The organism is Nocardia sp. NPDC051832 (assembly GCF_040681285.1).
Taxonomy (GTDB): domain Bacteria; phylum Actinomycetota; class Actinomycetes; order Mycobacteriales; family Mycobacteriaceae; genus Nocardia.
In genome coordinates, this window is the sequence record NZ_JBFAYL010000003.1 from 298,760 (window position 1) to 316,897 (window position 18,138).

An 18,138-nucleotide genomic window follows, 5' to 3' on the forward strand; every position below is an offset into this window, starting at 1 on the left:
TAGTTGCTGGATCCGAACTCTCGGATAGTCGTAGCCCGGACGACCAGCGCAGATCGGCTGCGCAAGTCCTGGGCGCGGCTGCGGCTGTCCTGGTTGCCGATCGTGCAGTGCGCGCTCGGCGCCGCGCTGGCCTGGTCGGTCGCGCACTACATCATCGGGCACCCGCAGCCGTTCTTCGCGCCGACCGCCGCTGTGGTCTCCATCGGCGTCTCCTTCGGGGCGCGCCTGCGCCGTTCGGTGGAGCTGGTGGTCGGCGTCGCGGTCGGCATCGGCATCGGCGACCTCTTCATTTCCCGGGCCGGCACCGGGATCTGGCAGATCGCGCTGGTCGTCGTGGTGGCCATGGCGCTGGCGGTATTCGTCGACGGCGGCTCGATCATCTCGATGCAGGCCGCGAGTTCGGCGGTGCTGGTCGCGACCCTGATGCCACCCTCCACCGGCACCGGTTTCCCGCGCATGATCGACGCCCTGGTGGGCGGCCTGGTCGGGGTGGTGATGGTGGCCGCGATCCCGCTGCACCCGGTGCGCCGGGCCCGTGAGCAGGCCGCGGAAGTCCTCGCGGTGATGGGCAAATCGCTGTCCGTCTGCGCCGACGGGCTGCTGGAACAGGATCAGGACAAGATCCAGTCCGCGCTGGATTCGGCGCGCGCGACCCAGGCGCAGATCGACTCGCTGCGCTCGTCGCTGGAGGGCGGCCGCGAGATCAGCCGGATCTCCCCGCTGTACTGGAATTCGCGCACCCGCCTGGACAACATCCGCGCCACCGCCGACCCGCTCGACAACGCGATCCGCAACACCCGCGTCCTGCTGCGCCGCTCCCTGACCCTGGTGCGCGACGACGAGATCCTCGACTCCCGCCTGGTCGAGGAGGTTCGCAAACTGGCCGAGGCCGTCGACGTGGTGCGGCAGATGATGCTCGCCGACCCCGGCGACCAGCCCGATCAGGCCGAGGCCGCGCGCGTGCTGCGCCTGGTCGCCAAGGGCGCGAAACCCGAAATGGTGCAGGGTGCCGGGCTTTCCGCCCATGTGGTGTTCGCGCAGGTGCGCTCGATCGTGGTCGACCTCATGCAGGCTTGCGGCATGCAGCGGATCTCCGCGATCGCGCTGCTGCCGCCGACCGTGCCGCATCCATACGTGACGCCGGCGGACTGAGGGTCAGGTCCAGAACCGGAAGAGCCTCGAGCCCTGCCCGCTCCAGTAGCTGGGTACGCCGGACAGTTCGAAGAGCCAGTAGATCGAATCGAAGAACACCCGGTTGATCTGCGGCGTGAAGAGCAACGCGAACAGGATGAGCATGCCGAACGGCTTGAACTGATCCAGGGTCTGCCGGGTCTTGTAACTCAGCGACGGCTCCAGGACGCCGTAGCCGTCCATGCCCGGCACCGGCAGGATATTCAGCACGAACGCGGTGATCTGCAAGAACGCCAGGAAGCTCAGCGCCAGCCAGAACGGCGCCTGCGGCAGGAGTTCCACCGTCAACCGGCCGGATCCCGGTTCGGCGGCGAACCCGAACGGTTCCGGCGCGAACAGCCGGACGATCGCGAGCATCACGATCCCGCAGACCAGATTCACCGCCGGACCCGAGAAACTGATCAGCCGCTGGATCCGGGGACTGAAATTGTGGCTGTGCACATAGACCGCACCGCCGGGCAGTCCGATGCCGCCGAGCGCGATGAACACGATGGGCAGCACGATCGAGAGCAGTGGATGCGAGTACTTGAGCGGATTCAGCGTCAGGTAGCCGCGCATCTCCACGTCCTGGTCGCCGGCTCGCCACGCGGTGAAGGCATGGGCGAACTCGTGCAGGCACAGGGTGACCACCCACCCCGCGACCACCATCAGGAAGACGCCGACCCGGGCCAGATTCGAATTCGGCTCGGCGATCCAGGCCAGCACGCCGCCGGCGACGGTGACGGCGACGACCGCCAGGAACACCGGGCTCGGTCGCACCGCGGCACGGCGCTGCGGGAAGGAGTACGTCATCGGACCAGCAGCCAGGTCTCGTGATGCCGGTAGAAGCTCGAGCGCGGCACGGTCCGCTCGGCGCGGATGCCGTCGCGCGTCACGATCGCGCCGGGGGTGCCGAGCTGCGCCGCCCGGCCTTCCAGCCAGATCCGTCTGCTGAAGCGGCCGCGCTTGACCGTGGCCCGCACGCCGGGCAGGTGCAAGCTCGGGGAGACCTGCATGGCGGTGACAATGCCGGAGAACAGCTGGTTTTCGTCCACGTACGCCTCACCCTCCAATTTCGCGCCGTCCACGCCGGTGATGGTCGCCCGACCGACCAGCACGGTGCCGGTGTCGTCGCGGATCAGCGGCGTCGCGGTAGCCCGGCCGTCGATCGCGCGCTTGGCGGCGGCATTGCCGGTGCCGGTCTGATAGGCGCGGGATCCGTAGGTCTTGTCGATCGGCACATAGCCGATCTCGACGTGCAGTCGTTCGGTCTTCATCAGGTGGGTCAGCACCGCGGCCAGCGCGGCGTCCTCGCCGAGCACGATCAGCCGGGGCAGGCTGTCGGCGGCGAGGACGGGAAGCAGTTCGTCGATGACGCTGAGATCCGGGATGGCGGCCGTCGGAGTGGTGGGCAGTGCCGCGAGCGCGATCGGTACCGGTGCGCCGTCGCAGCGGAGAACGTGGGTACTCAAACTGCCGTAACCCCTCCTCGTTCCGGGCCGACACACCCGGCGCGCGGGTGGCCGACGGTGGCCGCTTCCGGCCCAACCATACCGGCCGATTCCCGTTTGTCCTGCCCTGCGACCAGGCTGGTCATAGGGCGTCGGCTAAAATGAGTTACCGGCCACCTCCTCCAGACGGGTAGGTAGCTGCAACACGAGTGTGTTGCGCCTCGAACCGTAGGAGACAACGATGCCGGCGATCGTCCTGATCGGCGCCCAGTGGGGCGACGAAGGCAAGGGCAAGGCCACCGATCTACTGGGTGGCCGCTTGCAGTGGGTGGTCCGTTACCAGGGCGGCAACAATGCCGGTCATACCGTGGTGCTGCCCAACGGCGACAAGTTCGCCCTGCACCTGATCCCCTCCGGCATCCTCACCCCGGGCGTCACCAATGTCATCGGCAACGGTGTGGTGGTCGATCCCGGCGTGCTGCTCGCGGAGCTGGCCGGTCTGGAAGAGCGCGGCGTGGACACCTCCGGTCTGCTGCTCTCCGCCGACGCGCACCTGATCATGCCGTACCACGTGGCCATCGATAAGGTCACCGAACGCTTCCTCGGCAACAAGAAGATCGGCACCACCGGCCGTGGCATCGGCCCCTGCTACCAGGACAAGGTCGCCCGCGTCGGCGTCCGGGTGGCCGACGTGCTGGACGAGAAGATCCTCACCCAGAAGGTCGAAGCCGCACTGGAATTCAAGAACCAGGTGCTGGTGAAGATCTACAACCGCCGCGCGCTCGAGCCGCAGCAGGTGGTTGATGAGGTGCTGGAGAAGGCCGAAGGCTTCAAGCACCGCATCGCCGATACCCGGCTACAGCTCAACGAGGCCCTGGAGCGCGGCGAGACCGTGCTGCTCGAGGGTTCGCAGGGCACGCTGCTCGATGTCGACCACGGCACCTACCCGTACGTGACCTCGTCCAACCCGACCTCGGGCGGCGCGGCGGTGGGCTCGGGCGTCGGCCCGAACAAGATCACCACGGTGCTCGGCATCCTCAAGGCCTACACCACCCGCGTCGGCTCCGGCCCGTTCCCGACCGAGCTGTTCGACAATTTCGGCGAGTTCCTGGCCAAGAACGGCGGCGAGGTCGGCGTCACCACCGGCCGGGCCCGGCGCTGTGGCTGGTTCGACGCGGTCATCGCCCGGTACGCCACGCGCGTCAACGGCGTCACCGACTACTTCCTGACCAAGCTGGACGTGCTGTCCGGCCTGGACACGGTGCCGATCTGCGTGGCCTACGAGATCGACGGCGAGCGGGTCGAGCAGATGCCGACCACGCAGACCGATTTCCACCACGCCAAGCCCATCTTCGAGGAACTGCCCGGTTGGTGGGAGGACATCTCCGGCGCCAAGACCTTCGAGGAACTGCCCGCCAACGCGCAGGCGTATGTGCTTCGGCTGGAAGAGCTTTCGGGCGCGCGCATCTCCTGCATCGGCGTCGGGCCGGGGCGCGAGCAGACCATCGTCCGGCACGACGTGCTCGGCTGACCGTTCCACCATCTTCTACTGGGCTGCGGCACCCGGTTCCGTTAGCATGTGGCGAGCACATGATCGGAATCGGTGTGCCTGAGCGGTTTTTGAATAAGGATGGTGTTGTCGACGTGTCGACTCGGAACCGGAAAATGTGGAACGGGTTCTCGCGGAGCACGTTTCGGGTCGCGGTCGCCGCGGTGTCGATCGCGTTCGCGGGCGGTCTGGCGGGGGTCGCCCTGGCCCAGCCCGTGCAACCGGGGGTGACAAAGCAGGCCCCGCCGGCGGCGGAGGAGCCCGCGCCGGAGGAGCCCGCGGAACTGCGATCGGCGAATCCGCAGGCCGCGCCCGCGCCGCGCGCGCCGCGGACCACGCCCAAGCCGGAGCCGACTCCGGAGCCCAAACCGCACGCGGTCCAGTTCGGTGACGTGGTAGTGCCGGTACCCACGGAGGTGCCGGCCGAGGTGGTCGATTCGGTGAATCAGGCGCTCAACGGCGGCCAGCCGCGACCCTAGGCGGGTAAACTCGGCCCTATCGCTTCGGTCTACGGCGGCAGCCTGTCCACGCGGTTGTCCGCTCCCTCGTCCTGTGTCTGGCACGGTTGTGTGATTCTCTCAATCCGGCTGCTACACACGTGAGTTCGCGGTTGGGTTCGATCATGTTCTTGTAAAGAACTACAGTTAGTACATGGCTCGGAATTGGCCGATGATCGAGCGCGAGACCGAGTTCGAGGCGATCCGGTCCGCGCTCACCGGCACGGGATATGTCGGTACGGTGCTTACCGGCGACGCTGGGGTGGGCAAAACGACGCTGGCCAGGCAGGCCACGGCGGCGGTGGGCGGCAATATTCGCTGGGTCGCGGGGACCGAATCGGCGCGCAGCATCCCGCTGGGGGTGTTCGCCCATATGGTCGGCGTCTATACCGCGCACGACCCGGTGACCTTCATGTCCGCGGCGCGCGAGGCCCTGCTCGCCGACGGGCACACCATCATCGGTGTCGACGACGCCCATCTGCTGGACCAGCTTTCGGCGACCTTGCTGCTTCAGCTGGCCATCGACAAGGCCGCGCACATCGTCGCGACCGTGCGCAGCGGGGTGCCCGTGCCCGACGCGGTGACCTCGCTGTGGAAAGACGGTCATCTGCTGCGCATCGACCTGAATCCGTTCACCCAGCGGCAGAGCGTCGACCTGGTGGAATCCATGCTCGGCGGGCAGCTGGAGGGCTTCACCGCCAACCTGATGTGGGAGTCCTCCGGCGGAAACGCCTTGTTCCTGCGGCATTTGGTGGAGGGCGCGCTGGAGGCGGGCACGCTGCGCCAGGTGAACGGGGTCTGGCAGCTGCGCGGTCGCGCCGCGGTCACCTCGGAACTCGCTGCGCTGCTGGAGGATCGGGTCGAGCAGTTGCCCGAAGAAGTGCTGCGGGTGCTGGAACTGCTCACCTTCTGCGAGCCGATCGATCTCGACGTGCTCGCCGGCCTGGCCGGTGAGGAAGCGGTCGAGGCGGCCGAAACCCGGGGCGTCATCCGGGTGGTGGAGAACGCGCACCAGTTGATCGTGCGTTACAACCATCCGCTCTTCGGTGAGGTCATTCGGCGCCGGCTCGGCATCGCCTCGGCGCGCCGCCTGCGCGGCAAGCTGTATTCCGCCTTGAAGGACCGCAAGATCAACTCCGCCGCCGACCGGATCCGGCTGGCCGAATTGGCTTTGGACAGCGACAAATCCGCGGATCTGGAGCTGTTCGAGGCGGCCGCCGCCGACGCCATCGCGCTGGCGAATCTGCCGCTCGGCGAGCGTTTCGCGCGGGCCGCGGTGGAGCGGCGCGGCGGGGTGGAAGCGGCCGATCTGCTGGCCCGTGCCCTGCTGTGGCAGGGCCATCCGATCGAAGCCGAACGCACCCTCGCCAGCTTCGATCCGGACGAGCTGAACGAAGTGCAGCTGGTGCGCTGGGGCAGCACCCGGGTCTCGAATCTGTTGTGGGCCATGGGCGATGCCGATCACGCCGACGAGGTGCTGGCGCTGGTGCGCGGCAAGGTGACGCATCCGGGCTGCACGGCCACGCTCGACGGCCTCGCCTCCGCCGTCGCGGTGAACGAGAACCGGATCGCCGACGCCATCGCCGACGCCGACACGGTCATGCAGGCGAAAAGCGTGCCGCCCTGGGCGGTGTGGTGGGCGGCGTTCGGCGGTGGGCTCGCGCTGGCGCTGATGGGCAAGGGCGAAGCCGCCCGGCAGTACGTGGCGCGCGGGCACCAGGTGGAGGGGGAGATCGACGGGCTGAACCGGTTCATGTCCACCCACGCCGAGGTGCTCGCACTGACCTTCACCGGCGATATGGAAGCGGCGAAGCGCTGCGCCGCAGCCTATTTCGGTTACTCCGCACCCGGTCAGTACCTGGCCTGGGGTATGTCGAAGATCTTGCAGGGCACCGCCGACGTCGCGCAGGGACGTTTTCCCGACGGCATCGAACATCTCGAGCAGGCCCTGGCCGCGCTCGCCGCCGAGGGTGCGGCAGCCTGGATGACGCCCGCGCGGATCCGGCTGGCCGAGGCGTATTCGGCGCTCGGCCGCACCGCGGAAGCCGCTGAGACCATCGCCGAGACCGCTCGGCGCGGTGGCCGGCACGTCGCCATCTACGACCCGCAGCTGGAGATCGCGCGCGCCTGCCTGGCCGCGGCCGAGGGCGCGGTCACCCCCGCCATCCGGCTGGCCATGGGCGCTGCCGACGCCGCGGCACGTTCCCAGCAACACGCTATCGAGGCGATGGCGTTGCACGCCGCCGCCCGGTTCGGCGAACAGTCGGTGGCGGGCCGGCTCGCCGACCTCGCCGCCCGGGTGGACGGGCGGCTGGTCCAGGTTCAGGCTCGGCACGCGGTCGCGCTGGCCGCGCACGACGGCGGCGGATTGGATGCCGCCGCCGCCGAATTCGAGCAGATCGGGGCGCTGTTGTCGGCCGCCGACGCCGCCGCTCAGGCCGCGCTGGCGCACGACCGCGCGGGCGACCGCCGCCGGCTGCACGAATCCGCCGCCACCGCCAACCGCTTGGCCGCCGCCTGCGGTGGGGCCAGCACGCCGTCGCTGCGCCAAGCCGCGCAGCCGCTGCCGCTCACCGTCCGGGAGCGCGAGATCGCGAACCTGGTCGCCGCCGGCCTGTCCAACCGGCAGATCGCCGATCGGCTCACCGTCTCGGTGCGCACCGTCGAAGGTCACCTGTACCGGGCATGCAGCAAGATGGACGTCACCGACCGGGAATCGCTCGGCGCCCTCATCCGGGGAGAATCCCCGGACTGATCGATACTTCGAATTGACAGCAACCATTCAGCAACGGATATTGTGCGTGCGCGGTCCGCAGGGACGGACCGCCTCGGCTGCAATCCTGATGGTGGTGATTCGACGTGGCTCGTCGGTACGAAACGCGCAACGCGACAGCTCGGCGTCTCGCCCGTCCCGCGGCCGGTCTGCTGCCGCTGGCCATCGCGCTCGCCTGCACGGCACCGGCGATCGCGGCTCCCGCGCCCGTCCAGCCCGGCATCACCACCCAGAACGAACCGGCAGCGCCCAAGCCCGCGCCGGTTCAGCCCGGCGTCACCGACGAGAGTCAGAACGCCCTGGCCGGCAACCCGCCGCGGCCTGACGACGACCTGACCATGCAGCGGGTGCGCCCCGCCCCGGACACCTCCGCCGCCCCGCCGATCGACGAGGGCCTGCACTGGCCGGTACCGGTCGAGCCGGTGGCTCCGATCGCCCCGCCGCCGAACATGCTGCGCATCGGCGACTTCACCAGCACCGTGCCCGCCGAGGTGCCGCGCGAGCTGCTCGACGGTGTGAACACCGCCGCGGCCGAAGCCGAGGCTTTCGTTGCCACCCAGGGCCGTTCCGTTGGCATCAACCCGAGCCGATCGGACAAGATCGCCGCGGCCACCGCCGCCGGCGCGCTCGGCGGCGCCGCGCTCGCGGGCATTCCGATGGCGGTAGTCGGTGGTGTCGGTGGCGGCGTCATCGGCGCGGGTATCGGCGCGGGCATCGGTTTCGCGGTCGGCGTCGGCGGCACCGCCGCGGCCACCGCGATCATCTCGGGCGCCGCGGCGCTCCCCACCGCGGGCGCGGGTGCGATCCCGACCATCGTCGGCGGTTTCGTCGCGGGCTGGCCGATCGCCGCCGCCAGCACCGGGGCCGGAGCCCTGATCGGCGGAGCCATCGGAGCCGCCGCCGGAGCCGCCGCCCTCGGCATTCCGTCCGCGGCAGTCGGCGGGGTGCTCGGCGGCCTCGCCGCGGCAGGCTACGCCGCCACCGCTATGTAGTGATCTCGCGACAATCGCCGGGCGGTCGCGACCGTCTGTCCGGTGTGCCCGTCCGAGTCCCAGTTCCGCTTCGGTGACCCGCCAGGGCGGGTCTGCACCCTTCCGCTCGGTGCGTTACCGTCGGTGCACCTCGAGCGTGCCGCTGCCGGCCGGCGGAGCCGTCCATCCCGTGCGGGTACGGGTTGACGTGGCCGTATTCGCGCATTCGTGGGCCAATCGCCGCCGGATCGCGGTGTCCGTGTAGGCCGTCGAAAACTGTTGATGTGGAAGGTTGTGGATGGATTTGAGGTTGCCGGTTCGGGTTGGTGCGGCGATGCTGGCGCTGGGCGTGCTGGCGGGCTGCGGGTCGGGGGCGGGGTCGGAGGAGACGACCGGGCCGTTGACTTCGGCGGTCGATCCGGCGACCCGGACGTTGAGTCCCGAGCAGGAGCGCAACGTGCGGATCCAGAAGCAGTTGCTGGACCTCGGCTGCAACACCAACAGTTGCATTCAGACCTATTTCGCCTGCATGGACGGGCAGCTCACCGGCGAGGCGTGCGAGTTCTACCAGCGGCATCCGCTGAACTGAGTCAGAAGAGCGTCGGTTCGCCGAAGCCGGGGGTGCGCTCGATCTCGAGCAGGCGTTCCTTGGTGTGGATCCCGCCCGGGGCGGAGAAGCCGTGCAGGGCGTTGTCGGCGGCGAGTACGCGGTGGCACGGAATGATCAGCGGAATCGGGTTGCGGCCCAGGGCTTGTCCGACGGCCTGGGCGGCGCCGGGTGCGCCGATGCGGTCGGCGACCTGGCCGTAAGTGCGGGTGTGGCCCGGGGGAATCGCGCGGGTGATGTCGTAGACGGCCTGGTGGAACTCGGGAATTCCGCTGATGTCCACGGGGATCCAGCGCAGGTCGTCGAGTTCACCGGCCAAGTGGGCCCGGACGCCGGCGATGGCCTCGGCGATCGCGCCGGTGGGCGCGGACTCGGGAATGGGCTCGCTGTCGGTGGAGCGGCGGCGCGTGATGCGCGCGCGGGTGGCGGCCGGACTCGATTCGGGCAGTTGGAATCGGATCACGGCACCGCCGCTCCAAGCGATCGCGCAGACGCCGATCGCGGTCTCGAAAAGCGCTGCCTCGCCAGGCAGTCGAGTGGACGCACTCATAGTGCTAAGTGTGCACGGCTGGTCTGACATCGTTGTACAGACCAGTCCACTCACTGAAAACTGGCCTGGACGGAGCCGCAGCTCGGATTCGGATTGGTCATGCGCAGCACCCGCGGCTGCCGCGGGACCGCCGGCGCGTCGACATCCGGCACATCGCTGCGGCCGTAGATCGCGACCAAGTCCGAATATTGGCGCTGAGCTTCGTAATCCGGCGCCAGAGTGGATTCGAAGAGTGGTCCGGCTCCGACGAACCGGTCGAGCCGAAAGAGGTCCTGCCGACGTGGGGGTGCGAAGTGGAAGATCGCGTAGACGAAGGCGGCGACAACGAGGAAGGTCAGTATTGCGGTCATGGAAGACAGCGTGCGCGCAACTGGCCTTGCCAAGAAAGAGCCAATCCGTGAATACTGGACTGTATGGCTACGAGAGTGATCGGCGCGGGCAGCTTGGCCAGGGATCTGGGGAACTGGCGCAGCGTGGGTGAGGACGACGAGGCGGGCAGCCGCCGTTCGGCCCGCCCGGCTTATCTGGCGCTGGCCGAGGGCATCCGTCTGCTCATCCACGACGGGCGCGCCCCGCTCGGCGTCGCGCTGCCCAGTGAACGCGATCTGGCTACCACCCTCGGCGTCAGTCGCACCACCATCACCTCCACCTACGCGCTGCTGCGCGAGCACGGGTACCTGATCAGCCGGCAGGGTTCGCGCAGCACGGTCGCGCTCCCGCCCGCGGTGCCGCACGACGGCACCCGGCCGGCCCGCAGCATCCTGGCGATGATGGCGCAGCCCGAGCTGGCCACCGTCGACATGACCTACGCCGCCATGGCCGCGCCGCTGGAGATGCAGGAGGCGTATGCCACCGCGCTGCAAGGAATTCCGGCGTACCTGGGCACGCACGGTATGGATCCGGTCGGCCTGCTCGCGCTGCGCGAGGTGGTGGCCCGGCGCTACACCGAGCGCGGCCTGCCCACCGAGCCGGACCAGATCCTGATCACCCTCGGCGCACAGCACGGACTGCGCCTGCTGCTCAACGTGCTGACCGCGCCCGCCGCCCGGGTGCTCATCGATCACCCCACCTATCCGAACGCGATCGAGGCGATCCGCGATGTCGGCGCGCGGCCGGTGCCGGTGCCGCTGCTGCCCGAAACCGTCGGCGGCGGCTGGGATCTGGACGGAATCCGCAGCGCCGCCAGGCAAACCGCCGCCACCCTGGCCTATCTGGTGCCCGACTTCAACAATCCGACCGGGCTGCTGCTGGACGAGGCGGGCCGCGCGGAGCTGGCCGCCATCGCCCGCGAGACCAGGATGACGGTCGTGGTCGACGAATCCATGGTCGACCTGAGCCTGTCCGGCGCGCCGATGCCGCCGCCGGTGGCCGCCTTCGCCAAGGGAGCCGAAATCGTCACCATCGGTTCGGCTTCCAAGTCGTTCTGGGGCGGTCTGCGCGTCGGCTGGGTGCGCACCAACCAGGCGCTGATCACCAAGCTGCTCGGCATCCGATCCACCGTCGACCTCGGTACGCCGGTGATGGATCAGCTGGCCACTGTTCACCTGCTGGAAAACGCCGGCGTTATCCTGGACCGGCGCCGCGACCAATTGCGTGCGCAGCGGGCGGTTCTCATGACCGCGCTGGCGGACGAGCTGCCCGAGTGGCGGGTCAGCCCGGGGGCGGGCGGCATGTCGCTGTGGGCCCAGCTCCCGGCCCCGGTGTCCACCGCGTTGGCCGCTACCGCGCCGAACCACGGCGTATTGCTCGCCGCGGGACCACGTTTCGGCGTGCAGGGCGCGTTCGAGCGCTTTATCCGCCTGCCCTTCACCCACCCGGAGGCGGACCTGCGGCTGGCGGTCAAGGGTATTGCCGCGACGTACGAAGCCCTGACGCCGAGGGCAGCGGAGCCTTTGCAGTCGCTGACCCTCTACTGAGACAAGAAATGCCGTGCCCAGTTCCGCGGGCACGGCATTTCTCGTCAACCTGAAAATCTAGTCGGCCCAGACCGATTCGATCGGGGTCGCCTCGTCCGGCGGCGGGGTCGGGGTGCCCGCCGGGGTGCGCGAGAAGCGCGGCGCCGGCGCGTGCTGGACGACGCCGTCGATATCGATCAGGCCGGTGCGCGCCACGATGTGCTCGTTCGCGGTGGCCTCGGTCAAGGTCAGCACCGGGGTGGTGCAGGCGTCGGTGCCGTCGAAGATCGCGGTCCACTCGTCCCGGGTCTTGGTCTTGAACTTCTCGGTGAACAGCTTCTTCAGCTCGTCCTGGCCGTTCGGGTCGATCTGCATCGGCAGGCCCTCGGGCTCGATCTCCAGGCCCTTCAGCAGCTCGGCGTAGAACTGCGGCTCGATCGCGCCGACCGCCATGTACTTGCCGTCGGCGGTCTCGTAGGTGTCGTAGAACGCCATGCCGGTGTCGAGCAGGTTGGTGCCGCGCTCGTCGGACCACAGGCCCACGCCGCGCATGCCCCAGATCATGTGCGAGAGGGCCAGCGCGCCGTCGATCATGGCGGCGTCGATGACCTGGCCCTTGCCGGAGTTCTGCCGTTCCACCAGCGCGGCGAGCACGCCGAACACCAGGAACATCGAGCCGCCGCCGAAGTCGCCGACCATGTTCAGCGGCGGCACCGGGCGCTCACCCTTGCGGCCGATCGCGTTCAGCACGCCGGTCAGGGAGATGTAGTTGATGTCGTGGCCGGCGCGGTCGGCCAGCGGTCCGTGCTGGCCCCAGCCGGTCATCCGGCCGTAGATCAGGCGCGGGTTGCGGGCCAGCGCCTCGTCCGGGCCCAGGCCCATCCGCTCGGTGACGCCAGGACGGAAGCCCTCCAGCAGCACGTCGGCCTTCTCGACCAGGCCGAGCACCTTCGCGATATCGGCCGGATCCTTCAGATTCGCCTCGACGATGGTGCGCCCGCGCCACTGCGGCCGCTCCATGAACCCCGGCAACTGGTTCGGGCGCTGCACCCGCACCACATCGGCGCCGAGGTCGGCGAGCAGCAGCGCCGCATGCGGTCCGGGCCCGATCCCGGCCAGCTCGACAACCTTGATGCCCGCGAGCGGACCCTGCTTGGCGGTGGTTGAAGTACTCACGCCCTACCTCGGTTCATCGTTGATCCTGCGTCCCCCGGACAGCCCCGGAGATGTATTGACAGTATGACAATAACGCCCCGACCCCCGCCCGCGCCCTCCGCTGTGCACGCAACCAGCAATTAGGCGAGAATTCGAGCAACCGAACAAAGACCGGAGGGGCATTTCTCGTGAGCGTGTGGGGCGAGGTCGTTGTCGGCCTGGCGATAATGATCGGCTTGCTCGGGATCATCGTCCCGATCTTGCCGGGCGTCATTTTGATCTTCGGCGCGATCCTGGTGTGGGCGATCATGACCGGTGGTGCCACCGCGTGGATCGTGTTCGCCGTCGCCAGCGTCTTCCTGGTGATCTCCGGCGTCATCAAATACACCTGGCCCGGCCGCAAGATGAAGGAAGCCGGCGTCTCCAACCGCGCCCTGTTCCTCGGCGCCATCCTCGGCATCGCCGGGTTCTTCATCATCCCGGTGGTCGGTCTTTTCGTGGGATTCGTTCTGGGCGTTTATCTTTCGGAGTACCAGCGCCTGAAGCAGGGTGAACCGGCTTGGCAGACAACCAAACACGCGCTCAAGGGTGTCGGATTGTCAATGCTCATCGAACTTTTCGGGGCGCTGCTCGCGACCGGTATCTGGCTGATCGGAGCCTTTGTCGCCTAGCTAACGCTCGATGATGGGCAGCGGGAGGGTGGCGTTGGGGTCGATCTCGGGGAGCTGTTCGCGGTGCAGGGGGAGGGTGGGCTGCTCGGCGCGGGGGAGCGGCGGGATCGACTGGGTGCGGGGCGGGAGGCGGTAGAAGTCGCGGGCGTTGTCTTCCAGGACGGCGAACATGTCGGTGCCGACGACGTCGCAGATGAGGTCGACGTCGGAGTCCTGGAAGGGGCGGCCGGCGCGGGTGCCGGGCAGGTCGGTGCCGAACATCAGGGCCTGGGGGTTCACGGCGTGGATGCGGCGCAGGGCATGGGCAACGTTCATCGAGACGCGGCCGAAACCCGTTGCCTTGACTCGCGCGCCGCGATCGACGAGGTCCAGCAGGTACGGCAGGCTCTCCTCGGACATGCCGAGATGATCGATGGAGAGCGCGGGGAGTTTCGAGATCACCGGCTGCAGCGAGGCCAGCATCGAGCCGTCGATGTAGACCTCGACATGCCACCCGACCAGCTCGTGCGCGCGCAGCGCCTGCAAGGTCATGCCGGTGATGTCGGCGGCGGCGCGCTTGAGGTTGAACCGCAGCGCGCGCACGCCGATCCGATCGAGTTCGACGATCTCGTCGTCGCCGGTCTCCAGGTCCAGCGCCGTGACCCCGACCCAGCCCGGGCCCAGCTCGGCCAGCGCCGTCTTCATGAACGTCTGGTCGGTGCCCTGGAACGAGGCGATGACCACCGCGCCACCGCCGACATCGAAGCGCGCCATGCGCTTTCGATAATCGGCGATGGTGTACGGGTCGGGCAGGTAGCCCTCGTTCTCGGTCAGCGGAAACCGCGGATCGATGATGTGGACATGGGCATCGAACACTTGTACAGAATGCCTCAGATACGGAGTTTTCGCTCCCGTGGAACGGTCTCCGTCAGACCTTGTTGGGTTCGCTGGCGCGCAGCATGTCTTCGCGCTCGACGACCTTGACCCGCTCGCGGCCCTCCGGCTCGCCCAGGGCGCGCTCGTGCGCGTCCAGGCGGTACCAGCCCTGCCAGGTGGTGAACGGGATGCCCTTGCCTTCGAGGAAGGTGGTGACGGCGTCCAGCTCCGGCTCCGGGGCCGGGGTGAAGTGGGTGCTGTCGTCGAGCAGGCAGGCCACGGTCTCGTTGGCGTCGCCCTTGGTGTGGCCGATGAGGCCGACCGGGCCGCGCTTGATCCAGCCGGTGACGTAGGTCGCCGGGAGGTAGCGCGCGGGGCCGTCGGCGTCCTCGTCGGCCAGCACGCGACCGGCCTCGTTCGGCACGGTGCCGGCCTGCTCGTCGAAGGGCAGGTTGTTGATGTTCTGCGACAGGTAGCCCACCGCGCGGTAGATGGCCTGCACGTCCCACTCGCGGAACTCGCCGCTGCCCTTGACGTTTCCGGTGCCGTCGAGCTGGGTGCGCTCGGTGCGCAGGCCCACGACCTTGCCGTCTTCGCCGAGCACCTCGGCGGGCGACTCGAAGAAGTGCAGGAACAGCTTGTGCGGCCGGTTGCCCTGGTCGCGGATCGCCCACTGCTCCAAGGTGTTGGCGACCATGTCGACCTGCTTGGAGTGCCGGCGCGCGGCCTCGGAACCGGCGTCGTAGTCGATGTCCTCGGGGTCGACGATGACCTCGATGGTCGGCGAGTGGTCGAGCTCGCGCAGCTCCAGCGGCGTGAACTTGGCCTGCGCCGGGCCGCGGCGGCCGAAGACGTGCACCTCGACGGCCTTGTTCTCCTTCAGGCCCTGGTAGACGTTCGGCGGGATCTCGGTCGGCAGCAGTTCGTCGCCGGTCTTGGCGAGCACGCGCGCCACGTCCAGCGCGACGTTGCCGACGCCGAGCACCGCGACCTTCTCCGCGTGCAGCGGCCATTCGCGCGGCACGTCCGGGTGGCCGTCGTACCAGGACACGAAGTCCGCGGCGCCGTAGGAGCCGTCCAGCTCGATGCCCGGGATGTCGAGCGCGCGGTCGGCGTTGGCGCCGGTCGAGAAGATCACCGCGTCGTAGAAGCGGCGCAGATCGTCCAGGGTGATGTCGGTGCCGTAGTCGATATTGCCGAGCAGGCGGACCTGCTCCTTGTCGAGCACCTTGTGCAGGGCGGTGATGATGCCCTTGATCCGCGGATGGTCCGGCGCGACGCCGTAGCGGATCAGACCGAACGGCGCGGGCATGCGCTCGTACAGGTCGATGCTCACTTCGGCATCGGACTTCATCAACGCGTCGGCGGCGTAGATACCGGCCGGTCCTGCGCCCACGATCGCGATGCGGAGCGGGCGAGTGGCTGCACTCTGTTCGGTCATCTCTTACGCGCACCTTCGGTAGAAAATAATGGCGTCCTTCTTAGCCTAGGCTAAGTCGACGCACGGCTGCGGTTGCCCCTGGCGATGCCGACGCGGGTGCTGCTGGCTCGTAACTGCACTGCCCCCAGGTCGCTCCCGCGCCGTACAGCCACATGGTGATGGCGGCGAGGCACGGTCTCGCGATTCTATCGGTGGCGCTATGCCCGGCCTGCACGGGTGCCGCCGACCAGGCATAAGGAATCATCGACGCATGACCGAGCAGCAGCCGACACCTGACGACGAGCCCATCCTGGTCGACCAGACCGATAAGCGGTCCATGGCGCCGTTCATCGCCGCCGCGGTCCTGGCCGCGGTCGTGCTGGTGGCGGTGTTCGCCGGCGGTCTGCTGTCCCCGGCTGAGAAAAATGTCACAGAATCCGACCGGATCTCCGCGGCCGTCAGCAACTACGTCGGCGGCCGGGCCCAGCAGGACCAGGTACCCGCGCCGGGCACCGCGTGCGCCGGGTTCGACGAGGCGAAGTCGCCGCTGGCCGCGCAGTTCGGCGGCGGCGGCCGAAAGTCGGTGGAGGTCGCCAGAATCGAAGGGCAGACCGTCAACGGGGACCGGGCCAAGGCCACTGTCACCACCAAGCTGGACGGCAAGGAGACCACCGAAACCTGGAGCCTGGTCCGTACCGACGGCCGCTGGCTGGTGTGCAACTGACACCCGGAGCGTCGCTTTCGGTGTTTGACAGCCCGGCCTCGTTCCAGGCAATCTCAGTCCAGGTCATGAGTACCAGCGCCAAGCCCCGGCTCGCTGGTCGGCAACCCTCCTCCGCGGTGGGGTGCTCCGGGTGACGACCTGGCACGCATCCGAACCCCGATGCGGCAAGTGCGGATTCACAGGAGGATCGACATGACTTACGCCGGTGACATCACCCCGCTGCAGGCGTGGGACCTGTTGCGCGAGAACCCCGAAGCCGTCCTGATCGACGTGCGCACCGAAGCCGAATGGCGCTTCGTCGGCGTACCCGACACCACCGCGATCGAGCGCCCCACCGTGCTCATCGAATGGGTCGACGGCACCGGCGCGCGCAACCAGGCTTTCGCCGACCAGCTCAGCAAAGCTCTCGACGGCCGCGCCCCGGAAGCCCCCGTGGTGTTCCTGTGCCGTTCCGGCCAGCGCTCCGCGCACGCCGCGACCGTGGCCACCCAGCTCGGCATCGCCCCGTCCTACAACGTGGACGAAGGTTTCGAGGGCCCGCTCGACGCGAACGGTCACCGCGGCGGCGCCGGCTGGCGCGCCCGCGGCCTGCCGTGGCGGCAGTCGTGAGCTCGGATTCGGTGGAGGAGACGTCATGATCACTGGTGGTGCATTCGACAAGCCGCTGCCCGAGGGTGTCGGCCCGGCGACCCTCGGCGTGCGGGGCGGCTTGCGGCGCAGCGGTTTCGAGGAGACCTCCGAGGCGCTGTATCTGAGCTCCGGCTTCGTCTACGAGAGTGCCGAAGCGGCCGAGGCGTCGTTCACCGGCGACATCGAGCACTTCGTCTACTCCCGCTACGGCAACCCGACGGTGGCCATGTTCGAGGAGCGGATGCGGTTGCTCGACGGCGCCGAAGCGTGTTTCGCGACCGCGAGCGGCATGTCGGCCGTCTTCACCGCGCTCGGCGCGCTGCTGGGCGCCGGTGATCGGCTGGTCGCCGCCCGCAGCCTGTTCGGGTCCTGTTTCGTGGTGTGCAACGAGATCCTGCCGCGCTGGGGCGTGGAGACCGTCTTCGTCGACGGTGACGACCTGGACCAGTGGGAGCAGGCGCTGTCGGTGCCGACCCAGGCGGTGTTCTTCGAGACGCCCGCCAACCCGATGCAGACCCTCGTCGACGTCCGCAAAGTGACCGAGCTCGCGCACGCGGCGGGCGCGAAGGTGGTGCTGGACAACGTCTTCGCCACCCCGCTGCTGCAACGCGGCTTCGACCTCGGCGCCGACGTGCTGGTCTACTCCGGCACCAAGCACATCGACGGCCAGGGCCGCGTGCTCGGCGGCGCCATCCTGGGCGACCACGACTACATCGACGGCCCGGTCAAGAACCTGATGCGCCACACCGGCCCGGCACTGAGCCCGTTCAACGCCTGGACCTTGCTCAAGGGCCTGGAGACGATGCCGTTGCGGGTCAACCACTCCGCCGCCTCCGCGCTGCGCGTCGCGCAGTTCCTGGACGAGAACAAGGCCGTGAACTGGGTGCGCTACCCGTACCTGGAATCGCACCCGCAGCACGCGCTGGCCAAGAGCCAGATGAGCGCGGGCGGCACCGTGGTCACCTTCGAACTCAACGCGGCGCCCGACGAGGCGAAGAAGCGCGCCTTCGAGGTCCTGAACCGCTTGCGCATCGTCGACATCTCCAACAACCTCGGCGACGCCAAAACCCTGATCACCCACCCCGCCACCACAACTCACCGGGCAATGGGCCCCGAGGGCCGCGCCACCATCGGCCTCACCGACGGCGTGGTCCGAATCTCCATCGGCCTCGAGGACGTCGAAGACCTCCTCGACGACCTGGACCACGCCCTGAGCTGAC

The 18,138-nt window shown here is 68.8% G+C and carries 18 protein-coding genes and 1 riboswitch; of the genes, 11 read left to right on the forward strand and 7 right to left on the reverse strand.

Translation table 11 applies throughout. The features are described 5' to 3' along the window. Window positions 1–3: 3 nt before the first annotated feature. The gene (locus AB0M14_RS19100; protein ID WP_364996607.1) at window positions 4–1,152 is read left to right on the forward strand and encodes an FUSC family protein; all 1,149 of its coding nucleotides are present in this window, start codon (window positions 4–6) and stop codon (window positions 1,150–1,152) included. A gap of 3 nt (window positions 1,153–1,155) precedes the next feature. Here AB0M14_RS19100 and AB0M14_RS19105 read toward each other — a convergent pair whose 3' ends face one another. After that, window positions 1,156–1,983, reverse strand: coding sequence for a site-2 protease family protein (locus AB0M14_RS19105; protein WP_364996609.1), 828 nt, complete (start codon window positions 1,981–1,983; stop codon window positions 1,156–1,158). Beyond that, entirely contained in the window at window positions 1,980–2,642 is a 663-nt protein-coding gene (locus AB0M14_RS19110; protein ID WP_364996611.1) for a hypothetical protein, read from the reverse strand. Before AB0M14_RS19110 ends, AB0M14_RS19105 begins: the two co-directional genes overlap by 4 nt. Window positions 2,643–2,862: 220 nt before the next feature. On the opposite strand from AB0M14_RS19110, the gene AB0M14_RS19115 reads away from it, so the two are divergent. The 5 genes from AB0M14_RS19115 to AB0M14_RS19135 all read left to right on the forward strand — a co-directional run bounded on the left by AB0M14_RS19115 (window position 2,863) and on the right by AB0M14_RS19135 (window position 9,000). Beyond that, complete coding sequence (locus tag AB0M14_RS19115) at window positions 2,863–4,152, forward strand: adenylosuccinate synthase (RefSeq protein ID WP_364996613.1); 1,290 nt, start codon at window positions 2,863–2,865, stop codon at window positions 4,150–4,152. 113 nt (window positions 4,153–4,265) lie between these two features. After that, the gene (locus AB0M14_RS19120) at window positions 4,266–4,649 is read left to right on the forward strand and encodes a hypothetical protein (protein ID WP_364996615.1); all 384 of its coding nucleotides are present in this window, start codon (window positions 4,266–4,268) and stop codon (window positions 4,647–4,649) included. Window positions 4,650–4,821: 172 nt separating this feature from the next. Then, the gene (locus AB0M14_RS19125; RefSeq protein WP_364996617.1) at window positions 4,822–7,422 is read left to right on the forward strand and encodes a LuxR C-terminal-related transcriptional regulator; all 2,601 of its coding nucleotides are present in this window, start codon (window positions 4,822–4,824) and stop codon (window positions 7,420–7,422) included. A 104-nt stretch (window positions 7,423–7,526) separates the two neighbouring features. Then, a complete protein-coding gene (locus AB0M14_RS19130; RefSeq protein ID WP_364996619.1) occupies window positions 7,527–8,432 on the forward strand; it encodes a hypothetical protein in 906 nt (301 codons plus the stop codon). Between the two features lie 289 nt (window positions 8,433–8,721). Further along, window positions 8,722–9,000, forward strand: coding sequence for a hypothetical protein (locus AB0M14_RS19135; protein ID WP_364996621.1), 279 nt, complete (start codon window positions 8,722–8,724; stop codon window positions 8,998–9,000). 1 nt (window position 9,001) lies between these two features. Here the strand turns inward: AB0M14_RS19135 and AB0M14_RS19140 are convergent, their stop codons facing one another. Both AB0M14_RS19140 and AB0M14_RS19145 read right to left on the reverse strand, forming a co-directional pair. Continuing rightward, window positions 9,002–9,568 carry a methylated-DNA--[protein]-cysteine S-methyltransferase gene (locus AB0M14_RS19140; protein WP_364996623.1) on the reverse strand — a complete coding sequence of 189 codons (567 nt, stop codon included), beginning with the start codon at window positions 9,566–9,568 and terminating at the stop codon, window positions 9,002–9,004. Window positions 9,569–9,618: 50 nt separating this feature from the next. After that, window positions 9,619–9,918 carry a hypothetical protein gene (locus tag AB0M14_RS19145; protein ID WP_364996625.1) on the reverse strand — a complete coding sequence of 100 codons (300 nt, stop codon included), beginning with the start codon at window positions 9,916–9,918 and terminating at the stop codon, window positions 9,619–9,621. A 63-nt stretch (window positions 9,919–9,981) separates the two neighbouring features. Between AB0M14_RS19145 and AB0M14_RS19150 the strand changes: the two genes are divergently transcribed. After that, entirely contained in the window at window positions 9,982–11,484 is a 1,503-nt protein-coding gene (locus AB0M14_RS19150; protein ID WP_364996627.1) for a PLP-dependent aminotransferase family protein, read from the forward strand. 57 nt (window positions 11,485–11,541) lie between these two features. On the opposite strand, the gene AB0M14_RS19155 is transcribed toward AB0M14_RS19150, so the two are convergent. Next, on the reverse strand, window positions 11,542–12,639 hold the full coding sequence (locus tag AB0M14_RS19155; protein ID WP_364996629.1) for a CaiB/BaiF CoA-transferase family protein: 1,098 nt from the start codon (window positions 12,637–12,639) through the stop codon (window positions 11,542–11,544). Window positions 12,640–12,806: 167 nt separating this feature from the next. On the opposite strand from AB0M14_RS19155, the gene AB0M14_RS19160 reads away from it, so the two are divergent. Further along, window positions 12,807–13,289 carry a DUF456 domain-containing protein gene (locus AB0M14_RS19160; protein WP_364996631.1) on the forward strand — a complete coding sequence of 161 codons (483 nt, stop codon included), beginning with the start codon at window positions 12,807–12,809 and terminating at the stop codon, window positions 13,287–13,289. Here AB0M14_RS19160 and AB0M14_RS19165 read toward each other — a convergent pair whose 3' ends face one another. Together AB0M14_RS19165 and AB0M14_RS19170 are read right to left on the reverse strand one after the other, a co-directional pair. Then, on the reverse strand, window positions 13,290–14,144 hold the full coding sequence (locus AB0M14_RS19165; protein ID WP_364996633.1) for an amidohydrolase family protein: 855 nt from the start codon (window positions 14,142–14,144) through the stop codon (window positions 13,290–13,292). 52 nt (window positions 14,145–14,196) lie between these two features. Then, a complete protein-coding gene (locus AB0M14_RS19170) occupies window positions 14,197–15,585 on the reverse strand; it encodes an FAD-dependent oxidoreductase (protein ID WP_364996636.1) in 1,389 nt (462 codons plus the stop codon). A gap of 250 nt (window positions 15,586–15,835) precedes the next feature. On the opposite strand from AB0M14_RS19170, the gene AB0M14_RS19175 reads away from it, so the two are divergent. From AB0M14_RS19175 to AB0M14_RS19185, 3 genes are all read left to right on the forward strand, one after another. Next, on the forward strand, window positions 15,836–16,288 hold the full coding sequence (locus tag AB0M14_RS19175) for a hypothetical protein (RefSeq protein ID WP_364996637.1): 453 nt from the start codon (window positions 15,836–15,838) through the stop codon (window positions 16,286–16,288). A gap of 61 nt (window positions 16,289–16,349) precedes the next feature. Continuing rightward, window positions 16,350–16,465, forward strand: a riboswitch (SAM riboswitch). A 15-nt stretch (window positions 16,466–16,480) separates the two neighbouring features. Beyond that, on the forward strand, window positions 16,481–16,897 hold the full coding sequence (locus AB0M14_RS19180) for a rhodanese-like domain-containing protein (protein WP_364996639.1): 417 nt from the start codon (window positions 16,481–16,483) through the stop codon (window positions 16,895–16,897). A 25-nt stretch (window positions 16,898–16,922) separates the two neighbouring features. Further along, window positions 16,923–18,137 (forward strand): O-succinylhomoserine sulfhydrylase, encoded by a 1,215-nt coding sequence (locus AB0M14_RS19185; RefSeq protein WP_364996642.1) that lies wholly within the window; start codon window positions 16,923–16,925, stop codon window positions 18,135–18,137. Window position 18,138 lies beyond the last annotated feature (1 nt).

Bases quoted from the DNA above. Each gene is read 5' to 3' on its own strand.
- AB0M14_RS19105 (WP_364996609.1), bottom strand. From the start codon at position 1,983: ATGACGTACTCCTTCCCGCAGCGCCGTGCCGCGGTGCGACCGAGCCCG.
- AB0M14_RS19115 (WP_364996613.1), top strand. From the start codon at position 2,863: ATGCCGGCGATCGTCCTGATCGGCGCCCAGTGGGGCGACGAAGGCAAG.
- AB0M14_RS19125 (WP_364996617.1), top strand. From the start codon at position 4,822: ATGGCTCGGAATTGGCCGATGATCGAGCGCGAGACCGAGTTCGAGGCG.
- AB0M14_RS19140 (WP_364996623.1), bottom strand. From the start codon at position 9,568: ATGAGTGCGTCCACTCGACTGCCTGGCGAGGCAGCGCTTTTCGAGACC.
- AB0M14_RS19145 (WP_364996625.1), bottom strand. From the start codon at position 9,918: ATGACCGCAATACTGACCTTCCTCGTTGTCGCCGCCTTCGTCTACGCG.
- AB0M14_RS19150 (WP_364996627.1), top strand. From the start codon at position 9,982: ATGGCTACGAGAGTGATCGGCGCGGGCAGCTTGGCCAGGGATCTGGGG.
- AB0M14_RS19170 (WP_364996636.1), bottom strand. From the start codon at position 15,585: ATGACCGAACAGAGTGCAGCCACTCGCCCGCTCCGCATCGCGATCGTG.
- AB0M14_RS19175 (WP_364996637.1), top strand. From the start codon at position 15,836: ATGACCGAGCAGCAGCCGACACCTGACGACGAGCCCATCCTGGTCGAC.
- AB0M14_RS19180 (WP_364996639.1), top strand. From the start codon at position 16,481: ATGACTTACGCCGGTGACATCACCCCGCTGCAGGCGTGGGACCTGTTG.
- AB0M14_RS19185 (WP_364996642.1), top strand. From the start codon at position 16,923: ATGATCACTGGTGGTGCATTCGACAAGCCGCTGCCCGAGGGTGTCGGC.